Origin of the sequence: Alloalcanivorax xenomutans (genome assembly GCF_032810065.1) — a bacterium.
GTDB lineage: Bacteria > Pseudomonadota > Gammaproteobacteria > Pseudomonadales > Alcanivoracaceae > Alloalcanivorax > Alloalcanivorax xenomutans.
The window spans coordinates 3,101,175-3,116,611 of the sequence record NZ_CP136538.1 but is presented as its reverse complement, the minus strand read 5'-3'; the positions used below and the strand labels follow the sequence as shown (position 1 = coordinate 3,116,611).

The following is a 15,437-nucleotide window of genomic DNA, read 5'->3' as shown; positions in this document are numbered from 1 at the left end:
CAACAGTGCTGAGCGCGCAGGAAGTACAGACCATTATGTACAACGGCTTGCCTTCGGCGGCCGATACCGCTTTGCAGGTGGAGTGGGTGGAAGGGAACCGGGCCCGGGTGCGTTATCCGTTTAAGCCGTCCATGATCCGCCCCGGCGGCACCATTTCCGGCCCGACCATGATGGGGTTGGCGGATTCCGCCATGTACGCGGTGATTCTGGGCCGGCTCGGGGCGCTGGAAATGGCGGTGACGCAAAACCTGAATATCAACTTTCTCAGCAAGCCGGCGCCGGTGGACATGATCGCCGACGCCGAGATCATCCGGCTGGGACGGCGCTCGGCGGTACTGGAAGTGCGTCTCTACAGCGTCGACAGCGATGACATGGTGGCCCATGTCACCGGCATCTACGCACTGCCGGCGACTACCTGAACTCCTTTTCCCAGATCAGATCGAGGGCCTGGCTCTTGCTGCTGGACTGGGCTTCCAGGTGCAGTTGCCGGGTCAGGGTGTAACGCAGCATCACCGTGGAGATGGCGTCGAAGATACCCACGGCGTAGGTCAGGTACAGGCGCTCGGAGATTTGTTTGCCGAGCATCAGCGCGGCGTCCTCGGCGCCACCCCAGTCGCTGCCGATGGTGACTTCATCCAGCCCCAGGGTTTCACTGAGTTTTCTTGTCACGCCGCTACCCTGCAGGCCGTAAATCGCCAGTGCCTGGGCCACCATGGCGGCATCGCTTTGATTGGCGTTGCTGAGCCCGCGGCCGGTGAGCAGGTAGGACATCGCCTCGCTCTCCTCCAGGGTTGGATCGGAGAAGATCAGTGCCTTCGGCTGCTGCAGGGTGCCGCTGATACGCACCCCCACCACCAGGCTTTCACTGGGAATCTTGCGGATGGCGAGGATATCCAGGCCCGGGTTCTCCGGCGGCCCCTGGAACATCAGGCGGCCGTTGTCGATGGCCAGGTTCTGGCCGTAGGCGCGGTAACGGCCTTCCTTGATGGTCAGGTTGCCGTTGAGCTGGGCCGGTTGATCCACCTTCTGACTCACTCGCAGATCGCCGCCCAGGGTGGCGGTGAGACCGAAGCCCTCGAAGCTGACCTTGTCGCCCAGTACCACGTCCACCGACATGGCGAAGGGCAGCGGCGCACGGTCCTCGGTCTCGGCGTCGATAATCACCTGGTCCGCACTCACCGACACAGCGCTTTCCGGTAGTTCGCGGGGCTCAAGGTGAGCCTCGGGCACGGTCAGGGTGCCGTCCAGGGTGAGATCCTGACCGTTGCCCTGAAGCCGCAGGGCCGGGCTGACCCAGACCTTGGCGTCCGGGCGGTTGGCCACCTGCAGGCGCTCGCCATCGATGTTGAGCGTGACCGCCAGCGGCGACACCTCCGGTCGCCACTCGCCGTCCAGGGTCAGGGTGCCTTCGCCGAACCGGGCGCGCCCGTCCAGGCGCAACCCGGCGGCATCGCCGGCGGCGGTAAAGGTGATCTCCTCCATGGCGATCCCCAGTTCCGGCACACTGGCGCGGCCGCCGGTGAGATCGATCTGGCCGCTTAATCGTGGCGCGTCCTGTGTGCCACTGAGGTTCAATTCGCCACGGACGGCGCCGTTCAGCTCGCCGATTTGCGGGATCAGGGCGGCGAAGTCATCAAGTTTGGGAATATCCAGACGCAGCCGGCCGTCAACCGGAGCCGCCGCGCTCAGGCGAGTGTTCAGCTCCGCGTTCAGGGAGCCGTGTCCGGCCACCACCAGGGCCAGTTGGCTGGCCAGACTGCCTTGTTGGAGGGTGCCGTCGAGACGGGCGGTATCCAGGTCGAAGACATGGTCCTGTCCGACATCGCGCACGGTCAGCCGGGTGTGGTCGGCGCTCAGGGTCCATTCTCCGTTGGCGGCGGCCAGGGTGCCGGAGAAGCGGCTGTCCAGGTTGATCTCGCCGGCCAGACTGAGCTGGTCGCCGAGCCAGGGATTCAACAGCGTCAGCGGCAAGCGCGCCAGCCGGGCTTCGGCGTTGAAGCGGCCGCCGTCGCCATGTTCACCGCCGAGGCAGAGACGGCCCTCGCCACTTTGGCGCTGCAGGCACAGTGTTTCCAGCTGCTGCCGGGCGGCGCTGACGCTGAACGGCGCCGGCGTATCCAGCGCCCAGTTGCCAGCACGCGGTTCACCGAGCCGCCACTGCTCGACCCGGCCGTGCCAGCGCCAGTCCTGGCTCAGCGCCGCCTGCAGGGCAAGTTCCAGCTCGGCGGCATCCTGGTGGGCGGCGATCGTCACCCTGTGATTCGAGCGGGTGCCCTGAACCGCCAGCGTCACTTGCTCCAGGCGTTGCTCGGCGCCCTGACTCACCGGGCCCAGGGTCACGTTCAGGCTTTGCTGGCCGTTGCCGGGCGTCAGGTTGTTGAAACGGGCATCAAGGCGGGGCAACTGCCAATCTTCCCAGGCCAGTTGCTGGCCACTCAGTTCACCGCTGAGCAGCGGGTTTTCCAAGGTGCCGGCCAGCCGCCAGCGCAAATCAAGGGCGCCGCGGGCCGGACCTTGCCACGCTGACAAATCCGCCACCGCGGCGGTTCCCGCCAGCGCCAGCTGTTCCCCCACCTTGCCTTCGGCGGTGATCCGGTCCTGGCCCCAGCGGCCATTCAGCGTCAGGCTCAGATCGCCGCCGGCGGGCTGGCTGGCCTTGCCGGTCAGAGAAACCGGTTTCTTTTGCAGGGTGCCGGTGAGGGACAAAGGGTCCACGCTGACGCGCCAATCGTCATCACGCCAGTGTCCTTTGCTCTGGGCGCGCAGGGTCAGATTGCCGGGCCAGTCCGGCGCCACCAGCGCCGGGTCGAGGGCGTCGCCATTGACGTTGAGGTCCCAGGCCAGACCCTTCTCATAGGACAGACTGCCGGTGACATTGAGACGTTGGCCGGCGCCTTCCAGATGCAATTGCTTCAAGGCCATGGACCGGGTGCTGGCGGTGGCGTCCAGATTCAGCTTGAGCGGGTGGCCGTCCGCTTCCAGGTCGGCTTGGCCCTGGATTTGGAGGGCATCGAGGGAGCCCACGGTGGTCAGTTTGCCGGCGCCCAGCTGCACCGGCACGGGAGTGTCCACCGGCAGTGCCTGGGCCGGCCATTCATGGATCAGATCCAGATTCAGGGTGTGATCCCGCCAGGCGAGACTGCCGTTAGTGCTCAGCGTCAGAGGCGCGCTGAGGTCGTGGCTGAGGTTCAGTTTGTCCAGGTCGCCACGGAAAATCAGCCGGCCACCCAGCCCAGGCGCGCCATCGTCTTCCGCGGCGGGGCGGCGCCAGAGCAGATCGCCCTGGGCCGGAAAGGGCGCGTGCAGGTTACCGGAGAGGCTGGCGTCCAGACGGGTATCGGCCACGGTGAGCGCGATCCGGGGCAGGTTCAGGCGTTGCCAGGCGGCCCATTGCTGCCCTTCCAGATCCTGCAATTGCAGGTCGATGGCGCCTTCCAGAATCAGCTCGTTCAACGAGAAGGTATCGATGCGCACGCCCAGGGGCAGGGCGATGCTCTCGGGCGGGGTGAACGGCGTGTCATCCGGTGTCTGGTCTGGCGGCGATGGCGGCACATGCACCCTTACCCGGTCGGCGTGCAGTTCGCCCAGATACAGCCAGCCACGCAAGGCTTCCAGCGGCGCCAGCGACAGGCGCAGCTGGTGAAGGTCCACCACCAGCTCATCCTGGCGGTATTGCAAATGCGCCACTTGCGCGCCGCTGAGCAAATTGCCTTGCCAGTCCTCAATGGTGAGTTCGCCGGGCAATACCGGTTTGACCCGCTCCAGTACCCAAAGATTGCCGGCCCGGGAGGCGAGCAGTCCGTAGACGCCGGCTATCAACAGCAGCGGCAGCAGGATTACAACCAGAAGAGCGATTTTCAAGCCGCGCCAGCGCTTCACAGGTCCGGCCCCATACTCAGGTGCAGCCGCCAGGTGTCGCCGCCGCTGAGGCCGCGGGCCAGATCCAGACGGATTGGTCCCAGCGGCGAGCGCCAGCGCACGCCGAAGCCGGCGCTGCGTTCCACGTCATAGTCGTTGAAGTCATTGAAGGCGTTGCCGGCGTCGGAGAACACCGCCAGGCTCCACTGCCGGCTGATCGGGCGATCGTATTCGACACTGGTCACCAGCAGGTGGCGACCGCCGATGACCTCGTCATCATCATTGGTGGGCCCCAGGGATTCGTAGGCGAAGCCGCGCACGCTGGAGTCACCGCCGGCGAAAAAACGTAACGAGGCAGGCAGGTTGCGGACGTTATCGATCTCGGTGTAACCGACCTCGGCGCGGGTCAGCAGGCGGCCCTTGCCCAGCGGCACGACCAGCTTGGCCCAGCTGTCCGCCTGCACGAAGCTGGATGACGACGCCAGCGACTCATGGGCGCCGCGCACCTTGACTCCCAGCCGCCAACCCCAGCGCGGGTAGATCGGATCATCGGAGTGAACGCGGCTGATCTGGATACCGGGCATGATCAGTTCGATGTGATCGGCCTGGTCGGCCACGTCGAAGTTCTCTTGCAGATATTCCAGCGAAGTGGTGACCACCCACTTCGACGGCAACTCGCGAATGTAGTCGACCCCGGTACTGATCGTCTCACTTTCGCGGGTGTCGGTGATTTCGTTCAGGTAGCGGGTGTGCAGATCCAGCCGTTCGGTATTGGGATCGCGCAGGGGAATCTGGTAGTTGGCGCCGACCCCCTGACGCAAGTCGGACAGCTCGGTTTCCGCCCGGGCACGATGACCGGCGCTGTTGATGCGCCGATTCTCGATCCCCAGCCGCAGCCGCGGCCCGGTATCGGTGCTGACCCCGACCCCGGTGAGCAGCGCCCAGCGGTTGCGCATGGTCAGATTGATACCGACATCGATGGTTTTGCTGTCGGCGTTGACCTTGCTGCGTTCCAACCGCGCGGCGCTGAAATAGCTGGTGCCCATATAAGCCTGTTGGGTCGCCAGCAAGCGTTCGTTATTGAACGGCTCGCCACTGGCGAAACGCAGATAGGCGTTGACCAGGCGCGGGTCCAGAGGAACCTCGTTGATGATGATCTCGCCCACGCTGTAGCGCGGGCCGCTGTCCACCACCATTACCACCCTGGCCCGATGCCGGGCGCGGTCCACTTCCAGGCGATGGGTGGACAGACTGCCCTCGGCGTAGCCGCGATCGATCAGTAACTGTTGCAGCCGTCGTTTCAATGCTTCGTAGCGGTCGTGGCGCAACGGATCGCCGGGAGACAGGCCGGCCTTGTCGATGGCGTTCTGAAAGGCGGGATCCTGTTGCGCCTCGCCATTGAAAGTGATCGACAGGGTTTCCACCTTGGTGCGGGGCCCGGGGGTGATGGTGAGCGTAACGCCGAAACAGGCGTCGCCGGTGGCGTCCCGCCATTGCGGCACAATGTCCGGCTGGTAGTACCCCAGTGCCTGCATCGCCTCCTCTGACCGGTTGCGAACCTGGCGCAGAATCAGCGCCTTCTGGCCGGGACCCGGCTGACAGGCGGCATCGTCCAGACCCACCAGTACGCGCACGTTGTCGCGCACCTCATCACGCAGGTCGCCCTTGATGGTCAGCACTGGCTCTTTGTCCGCCGCCCGGGCCGGGGCGTTGACGGTAAAAGCCAGCACCAGGGGCAGTCCGGAGAGCAGGGCGCGGAGCGCAAGGGGCCGGCGGCGGCGTTCGGTCCTCATAGCACAATGACAACTCGGCGGTCAGACAACGGGCAACCGGTTTGGTCGTGGTTGGGGCAAGGCGTGCGCGTGATGGCATCCCGGCGGCGGCAAACTCTATCCCTGATCATGATGATGCTACTTCGGTTTCGCCCCTTGCTTGGCCTGGACGGTAGCGCCAGACCCTGACTCTGGAAAGACTACTGGAGGAGTTTAGCGGAAAGCCAGTGGAAGCAGGATTGTTTCACATTTGAGCCGGACGCCAGACGCCGGACGCCGGACGCCGGACGCCGGACGCTAAAGTCAAAATCCGAAGCTGCGGAGTTTGCGAAAATAAATAAGCGTTTTTAGTGCTTGCAGGGGCGTTGGGGTTGGTTTTGCATTACCGGCGTCCGGCGTCCGGCGTCCGGCGTCCGGCGTCCGGCGTCCGGCGTCTTAGTTCCTGTCTGGCCGTTCCCGTTCGAATTGCACCGGGCTGGGACGTTTCTTCAGACGCCGCTGCAAGGTACGCCGATGAATGCCGAGCGCGGCGGCGGCGTGGGAGATGTTGCCGCCGTGGGCGTCCAGTACCCGCTGGATATGCTCCCATTCCAGCCGCTGCAATGATGGCGGCGAGTCCGGCAGGGACTCCATTTGCGCCGGGTCGCGTCGCAGCGCGTCGAGAATATCGCCGGCACCGGCGGGCTTGGTCAGATAATTATGGGCGCCGCGGCGGGTGGCGGCCACGGCGGCGGCAATGCTGCCGTAGCCGGTCAGCACCAGAATCCGGCATTGGGGGAAATGCGTCAGTAACGGGGCAATCAGATCGAGCCCGTTGTCGACGCCCAGATTCTGATCCAGCACCGCCGCGTCCAGGGTGGGCAGGGAGGCCATGCACTGACGCGCCTGCTCGGCATCGGCGGCCAGGGTCACGCTCAGGCCGTGGCGTTCCAGCGCCCGGCGGGTCTGTGTCGCCAGTAACTCGTCATCTTCCACCAGCAGCAGGGTTTCAAGCGCCATAACCACTCCAGCGAATGCGGGCCTGGGTCCATTGCCGGCTGAATTCCATCTCCAGCCGCGCGTCCAGGTTTTCCAGGGTACTCTCCACCAGTGCCAGGCCGATGCCCATCCCCTCGCGGCCGGGACGCTCCGGATGATCCGGTCCGTCGTCGCTGATCTGCAGGAGCCACCCCTCCGGCGCCGTGTCCAACTGAATCGCCAGCGTACCGGCTCCGGCGTCGATGGCGTTGTAGCCGAGATTGGCAAGCACCCGGAACCAGTCGCTGGCTTGTCTGAGCACGGCGTGGTCGGGGCCCTGATGCCGGATCTCCAGGGTGGGTTGCAGATGTCTCAGGTGCAGGCGCAAGCGGTCGATCAGGGCGGGGAACGCGATGTCCTCGGGAACGTCATGGTGGTCGGCCCGGCGCAGCTTGCCGGCTACCTGCCGGGCCAATGCGTGGATTTGCTCCAGGTCGGCGCGGGTGGTGTCGGACAACCCGGGCTCCTGCAAGGCGTTATCGCTGATCATCACCAGGCTGCTCAACGGCGTGTTGAGTTCGTGGGCCTGGTGGGCCAGTGTCGCCGCCACCTGGTACATGCGCTCGCGGCGTCCGGCCAGTTCCATGGCCTTGTCCTGCTGACGCTGCTGTTGCCGGGTCAATGCCTGGATCACCTGACCAAGGATGGAAAGCGTCACCGCCAGCGCGGCGAAGGCCACCGCCATGCCGATATTGTGCAGGGCGCTCAGTTCCCGGGTGAGAGCGTGCAGAGCGGTATGGGGGGCGGGCATGTGGTGCCACTGGCTCACCGTCATATAACCGGTCAGGGCGAGAATCAGCACCAGACCGTTGGCCATGGGGGGCAGAGTCATGCCAGCCATCAAGACCGGTACCAGTAGGTAAAAGGTCATCGGGTTGCTGGCACCGCCGAACAGTTGCACCACGGCGAGAAACAGCATCACGTCCATGGCCAGCTCCACCGCCAGCAGATGTTGCTGAGGGCGGGGATCCAGGTTCAATGTCAACAGGGTCAGCAGATTGGGCAGCAGCAACGCGCCCAGCCACAGCAGTGGCGTGAGTGACAACGGCACCAGCGCTGAAAACTGGCGCAATACCAGCAGCGCCAGGGCAAGGGCGATTACCAGCACCGCCCGCAGCCAGAGCATGCGGCGGCGCCAGACTACGTAGGGAGGCAATCCGGTCATGGTCGCGATTGTACCTGGGCCGGCGTCGAGGAGGTGCGGCTTTTTGCCACCGCCCTCCCTGGCGGTGGCCCTCCGGGCCGTCGTTGGCACGACGTCGTGAATCGTTCCGGACGATTCTTTTTGCCACCGCCCTCCCTGGCGGTGGCCCTCCGGGCCGTCGTTGGCACGACGTCGTGAACCGTTCCGGACGATTCTTTTTGCCACCGCGATCCCTGGCGGTGGCCTTCCGGGCCGGCTTGATCAAACCCGGCTACGAAGCCGCTGTGGGAGCTTGCCCTGCAAGCGAATGTCCCGCGCCGGGAGGCCAATGCGCCGGCAGGGCAAGCTCCTGCGGCGGCCTTGTGGCGACCTCTCAGCCGCCGGCCTGTTCCAGCACGGCGATGTAGTCGTCGTTCTTGCCGTGGCCGCGCATCACCTCGATCAGGGTGCGGCCCTTGTCATCCCGGGCGCGCAGGTCTCGGCCCTGTTCGATAAAGAAGGCCAGGAAACGCTCGAAGTCCTCCACGCGCAGGGCGCGATAGGCGCGAATCAGCACATGAAAATCGGCGTTTTCGCCTTCCTCGGGAGGCAGGTCCAGAAACAGTCTGATTTGTTCATCGGTCATCGGTTCGCCGATGACTTTGCGTTTGTCCTTGCGTTCAGCCATGTCGTGTCACCTTGGGAATGCCGGGTACGGAGTTAAAATAGGCTCCGGGGGGCGGGGGATTATAGGGGGTTGTACGGCGACTCGCATCTGCTGTGCGGAACGGGCGGGAAGGGGGGAGGGAGAAAGCCTGGCCGCGAGGTGTTCCCGGCCAGGCCAGCGGATCAGCCCGCCATATCCTTGAGCTTTTTCAACGGACGGATTTTTACCACGGTGCGGGCCGGTTTGGCCGCGAAGGTGGTTTCCTGACCGGTGAAAGGGTTGATGCCCTTGCGGGCCTTGGTCGCCGGTTTCTTCTGGGTGACGACTTTGATCAGACCCGGCAGAGTGAACTGGCCAGCGCCGCGCTTCTTCAGATGACCTTCCATGACCACGGCCAGCTCATCAAAGACGGCATTGACGTCTTTTTTGGTGAGACCGGTGGTTTCACTGATCTGAGTAACGATTTGGGTTTTGGTCATCGGCTCGGCGATGGCTTTCACGGCTCGGGCCTTGGGAGTGGAGCTGGCGGTTTTCTTCACCGCTTTTTTCTTTGCAGCCATAGGATCGTTTACCCCTGTGTTTGATGACTTCCTGGAGAAGGTTGTTTAGTTGCTTCCCTGTCAGGGTACCCCTGGACTGCCTGACTCAGAGGCACGACTGAGCTGGTGCGCAGTCAGTTATATGCCAACGTTTCCCGACGTACAAGGCGTCCGGTACCTATTTTTTGCGGTGTTTGGCGTGCTTTGGCGGCTTTTTACAGATTCACGGCAACACCGGCACCGAAATTGGGCGACGGTGAAGCGGGTACCCGGCTTTCCGGCAAACCCGCCGGATGGTCCCTCGCGCGCCGGATGGCATGGCCCGGCCGCCGCTGAATCGCTATACTAGGCCGCCTTTTTCGGGCCCTGCCGGTGATGGGCCGGGACCGGCCAAAACGAACTCAAGACTGGACTGTGGACATGCGAAGCCATTATTGCGGTGATTTGCGGGCCTCCCATGATGGGGAGACGGTGGAACTGTGCGGCTGGGTACATCGCCGTCGCGATCACGGCGGGGTTATTTTCCTGGACGTGCGTGACCGCACTGGTCTGGTGCAGGTGGTGTTCGATCCCGACACGGTGGACGCTTTTGCCCTGGCCGACAAAGTTCGTGGCGAATACGTGCTGAAAATCACCGGCCGGGTGCGGCTGCGTGACGAAGCGGTGCGTAATCCGCGCATGGCCACCGGCGATATCGAAGTGCTGGGCAAGGCGCTGACCATTCTCAACGAAGCGCAGACGCCGCCGTTCGAACTGGACGAGTATTCCGCCGCTGGTGAGGAAGTGCGGTTGAAATACCGCTATCTGGATCTGCGCCGACCGGAAGCCCTGCAGCGTTTCCAGTTCCGTTCCCGGCTGACGCACGCGGTGCGCGCTTTCCTGGAAAAGGAAGGTTTCATGGACGTGGAAACCCCGGTGCTGACCCGGGCCACGCCGGAGGGGGCGCGGGATTATCTGGTGCCCAGCCGTACCCATGCCGGCAGCTTCTTCGCGCTGCCGCAGTCCCCGCAGCTGTTCAAGCAGTTGCTGATGGTGGCCGGTTTCGACCGCTACTATCAGATCGCCAAGTGCTTCCGCGACGAGGACCTGCGCGCCGACCGTCAACCGGAATTCACCCAGATCGACCTGGAAGCCTCCTTCGTCGAGGAAGAAGACATCATGGGCGTGGCCGAGCGCATGGCCCGTACCCTGTTCCGTGAGTTGCTGGATGTGGAGTTGCCCGAGTTTCCGCGCATGACGTTCGCCGAGGCGATGAGCCGCTATGGTTCCGACAAGCCGGATCTGCGCGTGCCGATGGAATTGGTGGATATCGCCGATCTGATGGACGGCGTGGAGTTCAAGGTGTTCGCCGGCCCGGCCAAGGATCCCAAAGGCCGGGTAGTGGCGCTGAAAGTGCCTGGTGGCGCCGATCTGTCCCGCAAGGAAATCGACGAATACACCAAGTTCGTCGGTATCTACGGCGCCAAGGGGCTGGCCTATGTGAAGGTCAACGACCTGGCCGCCGGCGCCGAAGGGCTGCAATCCCCGATTCTCAAATTCCTCACCGAGGACGCCATCAAGGGCATCCTGGAACGGACCGGGGCGGCCACTGGCGACCTGATCTTCTTCGGTGCCGACAAGGCCAAAGTCGTCAATGAAGCGATGGGGGCGTTGCGGGTCAAGGTCGGTCATGAGCGTGGTCTGGCCGAGGGCGACTGGAAACCGCTGTGGGTGGTGGACTTCCCCATGTTCGAGGAAGAAGACGGCCGCTATTATGCGCTGCACCATCCGTTCACCATGCCCAAGTGCGACCCCGGAGAACTGAAGAGCAACCCGGAAGGCGCGCTGTCGCGGGCCTACGATATGGTGCTCAATGGCACCGAACTGGGCGGCGGTTCCATCCGTATTCATCGCCCGGATATGCAGCAGACCGTGTTCGAGGCGCTGGGTATCGACGAACAGGAAGCACGGGAGAAATTCGGTTTCCTGCTCGACGCGCTGAAATACGGTGCACCGCCTCACGGCGGTCTGGCCTTCGGCCTGGACCGCATGGTGATGCTGATGACCGGCAGCGACTCGATTCGTGAAGTGATTGCGTTCCCGAAAACCCAGACCGCGGCCTGCCTGATGACCAACGCGCCTTCTCCGGTGGACAATCAGCAGCTGCGTGAAGTGGGCATCAGCGTTCGCAAGGCGGACAGCTGAAAGAACAACACAGGAATATCAAGGAAAGGGGGCCTCAATGGCAGGTCATAGTAAATGGGCCAATATCAAACACCGCAAGGCGGCTCAGGACGCCAAGCGCGGTAAGATCTTCACCAAGCTGATTCGAGAGATCACCGTGGCCGCCCGCATGGGCGGCGGCGAGATCAACGATAACCCGCGTCTGCGGGCGGCGGTGGACAAGGCGCTGACCAACAATATGACCCGGGATACCATCGACCGGGCGATCAAACGTGGCGCCGGCGGTGACGACAGCGCCAACATGGAAGAGATCACCTACGAAGGTTACGGCAAGGGTGGCGTGGCGGTGCTGGTGGAAACCATGACCGACAACGTCAATCGCACCGTGGCCGAAGTGCGTCATGCCTTCTCCAAGTTTGGTGGCAATCTTGGTACCAGCGGTTCGGTTGCGTTTCTGTTCACCAAGCGCGGCGAAATCTTCTTCGAGCCCGGCGTGGACGAAGAAAAGCTGATGGAACTGGCTCTGGAAGCCGGCGCCGAGGACGTGGAAGAAAACGACGACGGCAGTTTCCTGGTGGTGACCGCTCCGGATCGCAGCTTCGGTGACGTGGTCGACGCGCTTAAGGCGGGTGGCCTGGAGCCGGTGGATGCCGAGGTCACCATGCATCCATCCACCAGTGCGGAGATGGACGCCGACACCGCCGAGACCGTGGGCAAGATGGTCGACCACCTGGAAGATCTGGACGACGTACAGAACGTCTATACCAACGCTGAGTGGCCGCAACAGGAATAAACGATATCGCGGTCCTATCCATGGGAAGGGCCATGCGGGAAAGGATCGCGATACTGGACATAAGAACAGCGGAAAGGTTATATGAGGCAGGTAAACGGCTACCTGCCTTTTTATTATGAGAATCGGCTGGACTCTATGACCATTTTGCTCGGTATCGACCCAGGCTCCCGGCACACCGGCTACGGTGTCATCGAGCAACAGGGTAATCGCAGCCGCGCTTTGACCTTCGGTACCATCAGTACCAGCGGTGAGGATATCGCGCCGCGCCTGGGACAGATTTTCACCGGGCTGACCGAACTGCTGACACGCTTTCAGCCGGCGGAAATCAGCATTGAGAAGGTGTTCATGGCACGCAACGCGGATTCCGCGCTGAAGCTGGGTCAGGCCCGGGGCGCCGCGCTGGCGGCTCTGGTGCAAAGTGGCGCGCCAATATTCGAGTACTCCGCCCGCCAGGTGAAACAGGCGGTGGTGGGGCGTGGCGGCGCCGAGAAGGTTCAGGTGGCGGAAATGGTCCGGCATTTGCTGGGTTTGGACAAACGCCCGCAGGCGGATGCCGCCGATGCTCTGGCCATCGCCCTGTGTCATGCGCACATGCGCGTATCGCTGGCACGCATCGCCGGTGCCAGCGCGGTACGACGAAGACGGATACGATGATCGGACAACTCAAAGGACAACTGCTGGACAAACGCCCGCCCTGGCTGCTGCTGGATGTGGGCGGTGTCGGCTACGAAGTGGAAGCGCCGATGACGGTGTTCTATGACTTGCCGGAAATCGGGGCCTCGTTGACGCTGCATACTCATTTCGTGGTGCGTGAGGACGCCCAGCTGCTGTACGGCTTCAACAGCCGTTATGAGCGCGAACTGTTCCGCAGCCTGATCAAGGTAAATGGTGTCGGTCCGAAAATGGCGCTGGCGATTCTTTCCGGCATTGAAGCGGATCGGCTGGCCGCCTGTATCCGTGATCAGGACACCAGCTCCCTGGTGAAGGTGCCGGGTATCGGCAAGAAAACCGCCGAGCGTCTGGTTATCGAGATGTCCGATCGCCTGGACAAGCTGGAAGGCGCGCCGGCGATGCCGCCGGGACTGGTGTCCCAGAGCGGCGCCAATGGCGTTCGTGACGACGCGGTGGCGGCGCTGGAAGCCCTGGGCTATCGCAACAAGGACGCGGTGGCGGCGGTGGCCCGCGCGGCGGAGGCCGGGGAGGAGACCAGCGAAGGTCTTATTCGCCGGGCTCTGCGGGGGCTGGCAAAGTGATGTCCTGTAAAGAGTGATGCCCCCGCACCATCAAGGCCGATGCTCTGGCTCTATTGCTCTATTAAAGAAGGTGTAATGTCACCATGGACAACGATCGCCTGATTTCCTCCAGCGCTTCGGACCCCCGGGAAGAGCAGCATGACCGGGCGATCCGGCCCGCCAATCTGGCCGATTACAACGGGCAGCCCAAGGTGCGGGAGCGGCTGGAAATTTTCATCGACGCCGCCCGCGGGCGCGGCGAGACGCTTGATCACACCTTGATTTTCGGACCGCCCGGGCTGGGGAAGACCACGCTGGCCCATATCATCGCCCGGGAAATGGGCTCGGAATTGAAATCCACCTCCGGCCCGGTGCTGGAAAAAGCCGGGGATCTGGCCGCCATCCTCACCAATCTGGAAGAGGGCGATGTGCTGTTCGTGGATGAGATTCACCGCCTGTCGCCGGTGGTGGAAGAGATCCTCTATCCCGCCATGGAAGACTTCCAGTTGGACATCATGATCGGCGAAGGGCCGGCGGCCCGTTCCATCAAACTGGATCTGCCGCCATTCACCCTGGTTGGCGCCACCACTCGCGCCGGCCTGCTTACCGCGCCGTTACGTGACCGCTTCGGTATCGTGCAGCGGCTGGAATTCTATAACGTCGACGACCTGTCCCGTATCGTCGCCCGCTCCTGCGACATCCTTGCCATTCCCGTGGATGAAAGTGGTGCCCGGGAAGTGGCGCGCCGCGCCCGGGGCACGCCGCGGATCGCCAACCGGCTGCTGCGCCGGGTGCGGGACTATGCCGAGGTAAAAGGCGATGGCCGCATCGTCGGGCCGGTAGCGGAGGCGGCGCTGGATATGCTGGAGGTGGACAGCCACGGTCTGGATGGCACCGACCGGCGGTTGCTGAACATGATGATGCATAAGTTTGACGGTGGGCCAGTGGGGCTGGACTCGTTGGCGGCGGCCCTCAACGAGGACGCCGGAACCCTTGAGGAAGTGGTGGAACCCTATCTGATTCAACAGGGTTTCATACAGCGCACCTCGCGGGGCCGGCAGGTGACCAATCACGCCTGGCGCCACTTCGGGCTGCGCCGTCCTGGGAGTGATGGAGATTTGTTTAATGACTGAAAAATCTTCGACGGATCAGGACTTTGTCCTACCGGTTCGGGTCTATATCGAAGACACTGACGCCGGCGGTATCGTCTATTACGTGAACTATCTGAAATTCATGGAACGGGCCCGTACCGAATATTTGCGCTCCCTGGGCTACCAGCATTACGGGTTGTCCGAGGAGAATTATCAGTTCGTGGTGCATTCCTGCCAGGTACGCTACCACAGTCCGGCGCGTATCGATGACGCCCTTGGTGTCAGCGCCGGACTGCGCCACCTGGGGAAGGCGACGCTGCTGTTCGCCCAGCAGGTGCGCCGCGGAGATCAGCTTCTGTGTGAAGCGGAAATCAAAATAGCCTGCGTCAGTGCCGACGGTATTCGCCCGAAAGCGTTGCCGGCGCCCCTGTACCAAAGATTCAAGGCCGAATATCGAGGAGAACGGGCCAATGATTGAAGCCTCCGACATGTCCATTGCCTCCCTGGTGCTGCATGCCGGGCCGGTGGTGAAGGCGGTAATGCTGGTGCTGCTGTTCGCCTCCCTGTTCTCCTGGTATGTGATCGTTACCCGCTATCGGGTATTGAGCCGGGCGCGCAAAGCGGGGCAGGCGTTCGAGGAAAAATTCTGGTCCGGCGGTGATCTGGCCAGCCTGTATAACCAGGTGCGCAAGAAATCCAATCCGGACTCTGGCACCGAGGCGATTTTCCGCGCCGGGTTCCAGGAATTCGTGCGGTTGTCGAAGACTTCCCGGGACAGTGACGCGGTGATGGACGGTGCCCAGAGGGCCATGCGCGTGGCGCTGCAGCGGGAAGAGGCGAGGCTGTCCCGTTATCTGCCATTCCTGGCGTCGGTGGGTTCCACCAGTCCTTACATCGGCCTGTTCGGCACGGTGTGGGGCATCATGCATTCTTTCCGCGCCCTGGCCAATGTGACCCAGGCCACGCTCAGCGTGGTGGCGCCGGGTATCGCCGAGGCGCTGGTGGCTACCGCGATTGGCCTGTTCGCGGCGATTCCGGCGGTGATGGCTTACAACCGCTACGCTTCTCTGTCTGACTCCCTGGTGGGCAACTGCGAAATGTTCGCCGAGGAGTTTTCCGCCGTTCTCCACCGTCAGGCCCATAGCCGGGAGGAGTAGATCGTGGCCCGATACCGACCTTCTT

The 15,437-nt window shown here is 63.3% G+C and carries 14 protein-coding genes; 8 read left to right on the top strand and 6 right to left on the bottom strand.

The annotated features are described in order from the left end of the window. Window positions 1-5 precede the first annotated feature (5 nt). Window positions 6-419 (top strand): PaaI family thioesterase, encoded by a 414-nt coding sequence (locus tag RYH70_RS14330; protein ID WP_022996157.1) that lies wholly within the window; start codon window positions 6-8, stop codon window positions 417-419. Here the strand turns inward: RYH70_RS14330 and RYH70_RS14325 are convergent. From RYH70_RS14325 to RYH70_RS14300, 6 genes are all read right to left on the bottom strand, one after another. After that, complete coding sequence (locus RYH70_RS14325; protein WP_317009317.1) at window positions 412-3,861, bottom strand: translocation/assembly module TamB domain-containing protein; 3,450 nt, start codon at window positions 3,859-3,861, stop codon at window positions 412-414. The two genes, RYH70_RS14330 and RYH70_RS14325, sit on opposite strands and share 8 nt — an antisense overlap. A gap of 14 nt (window positions 3,862-3,875) precedes the next feature. After that, window positions 3,876-5,651 carry an autotransporter assembly complex protein TamA gene (locus RYH70_RS14320; protein WP_284455016.1) on the bottom strand — a complete coding sequence of 592 codons (1,776 nt, stop codon included), beginning with the start codon at window positions 5,649-5,651 and terminating at the stop codon, window positions 3,876-3,878. A 414-nt stretch (window positions 5,652-6,065) separates the two neighbouring features. Then, window positions 6,066-6,629, bottom strand: coding sequence for a response regulator transcription factor (locus tag RYH70_RS14315; RefSeq protein ID WP_317009316.1), 564 nt, complete (start codon window positions 6,627-6,629; stop codon window positions 6,066-6,068). Then, a complete protein-coding gene (locus RYH70_RS14310) occupies window positions 6,619-7,812 on the bottom strand; it encodes a HAMP domain-containing sensor histidine kinase (RefSeq protein ID WP_317009315.1) in 1,194 nt (397 codons plus the stop codon). Before RYH70_RS14310 ends, RYH70_RS14315 begins: the two co-directional genes overlap by 11 nt. Before the next feature lie 352 nt (window positions 7,813-8,164). Next, window positions 8,165-8,458, bottom strand: coding sequence for a PA4642 family protein (locus RYH70_RS14305; RefSeq protein ID WP_022996152.1), 294 nt, complete (start codon window positions 8,456-8,458; stop codon window positions 8,165-8,167). Between the two features lie 161 nt (window positions 8,459-8,619). Beyond that, a complete protein-coding gene (locus RYH70_RS14300) occupies window positions 8,620-8,997 on the bottom strand; it encodes an HU family DNA-binding protein (protein ID WP_022996151.1) in 378 nt (125 codons plus the stop codon). Window positions 8,998-9,396: 399 nt separating this feature from the next. On the opposite strand from RYH70_RS14300, the gene aspS reads away from it, so the two are divergent. From aspS to tolQ, 7 genes are all read left to right on the top strand, one after another. After that, window positions 9,397-11,160 carry an aspartate--tRNA ligase gene (gene aspS, locus RYH70_RS14295; protein ID WP_022996150.1) on the top strand — a complete coding sequence of 588 codons (1,764 nt, stop codon included), beginning with the start codon at window positions 9,397-9,399 and terminating at the stop codon, window positions 11,158-11,160. A 37-nt stretch (window positions 11,161-11,197) separates the two neighbouring features. Then, window positions 11,198-11,932, top strand: coding sequence for a YebC/PmpR family DNA-binding transcriptional regulator (locus tag RYH70_RS14290; RefSeq protein ID WP_022996149.1), 735 nt, complete (start codon window positions 11,198-11,200; stop codon window positions 11,930-11,932). A 135-nt stretch (window positions 11,933-12,067) separates the two neighbouring features. After that, window positions 12,068-12,586 carry a crossover junction endodeoxyribonuclease RuvC gene (gene ruvC / locus RYH70_RS14285; RefSeq protein ID WP_026949694.1) on the top strand — a complete coding sequence of 173 codons (519 nt, stop codon included), beginning with the start codon at window positions 12,068-12,070 and terminating at the stop codon, window positions 12,584-12,586. Continuing rightward, window positions 12,583-13,185, top strand: a complete 603-nt coding sequence (ruvA, locus tag RYH70_RS14280) for a Holliday junction branch migration protein RuvA (protein ID WP_055099910.1) — start codon at window positions 12,583-12,585, stop codon at window positions 13,183-13,185. The genes ruvC and ruvA overlap by 4 nt, the downstream gene beginning before the upstream one ends. A gap of 83 nt (window positions 13,186-13,268) precedes the next feature. Continuing rightward, window positions 13,269-14,297 carry a Holliday junction branch migration DNA helicase RuvB gene (ruvB, locus tag RYH70_RS14275; protein WP_022996146.1) on the top strand — a complete coding sequence of 343 codons (1,029 nt, stop codon included), beginning with the start codon at window positions 13,269-13,271 and terminating at the stop codon, window positions 14,295-14,297. Beyond that, window positions 14,290-14,733: a tol-pal system-associated acyl-CoA thioesterase gene (gene ybgC / locus RYH70_RS14270; RefSeq protein WP_022996145.1), complete on the top strand. Its 444-nt coding sequence runs from the start codon at window positions 14,290-14,292 to the stop codon at window positions 14,731-14,733. Before ruvB ends, ybgC begins: the two co-directional genes overlap by 8 nt. Further along, complete coding sequence (tolQ, locus tag RYH70_RS14265) at window positions 14,726-15,412, top strand: protein TolQ (protein WP_014995558.1); 687 nt, start codon at window positions 14,726-14,728, stop codon at window positions 15,410-15,412. Before ybgC ends, tolQ begins: the two co-directional genes overlap by 8 nt. Window positions 15,413-15,437 lie beyond the last annotated feature (25 nt).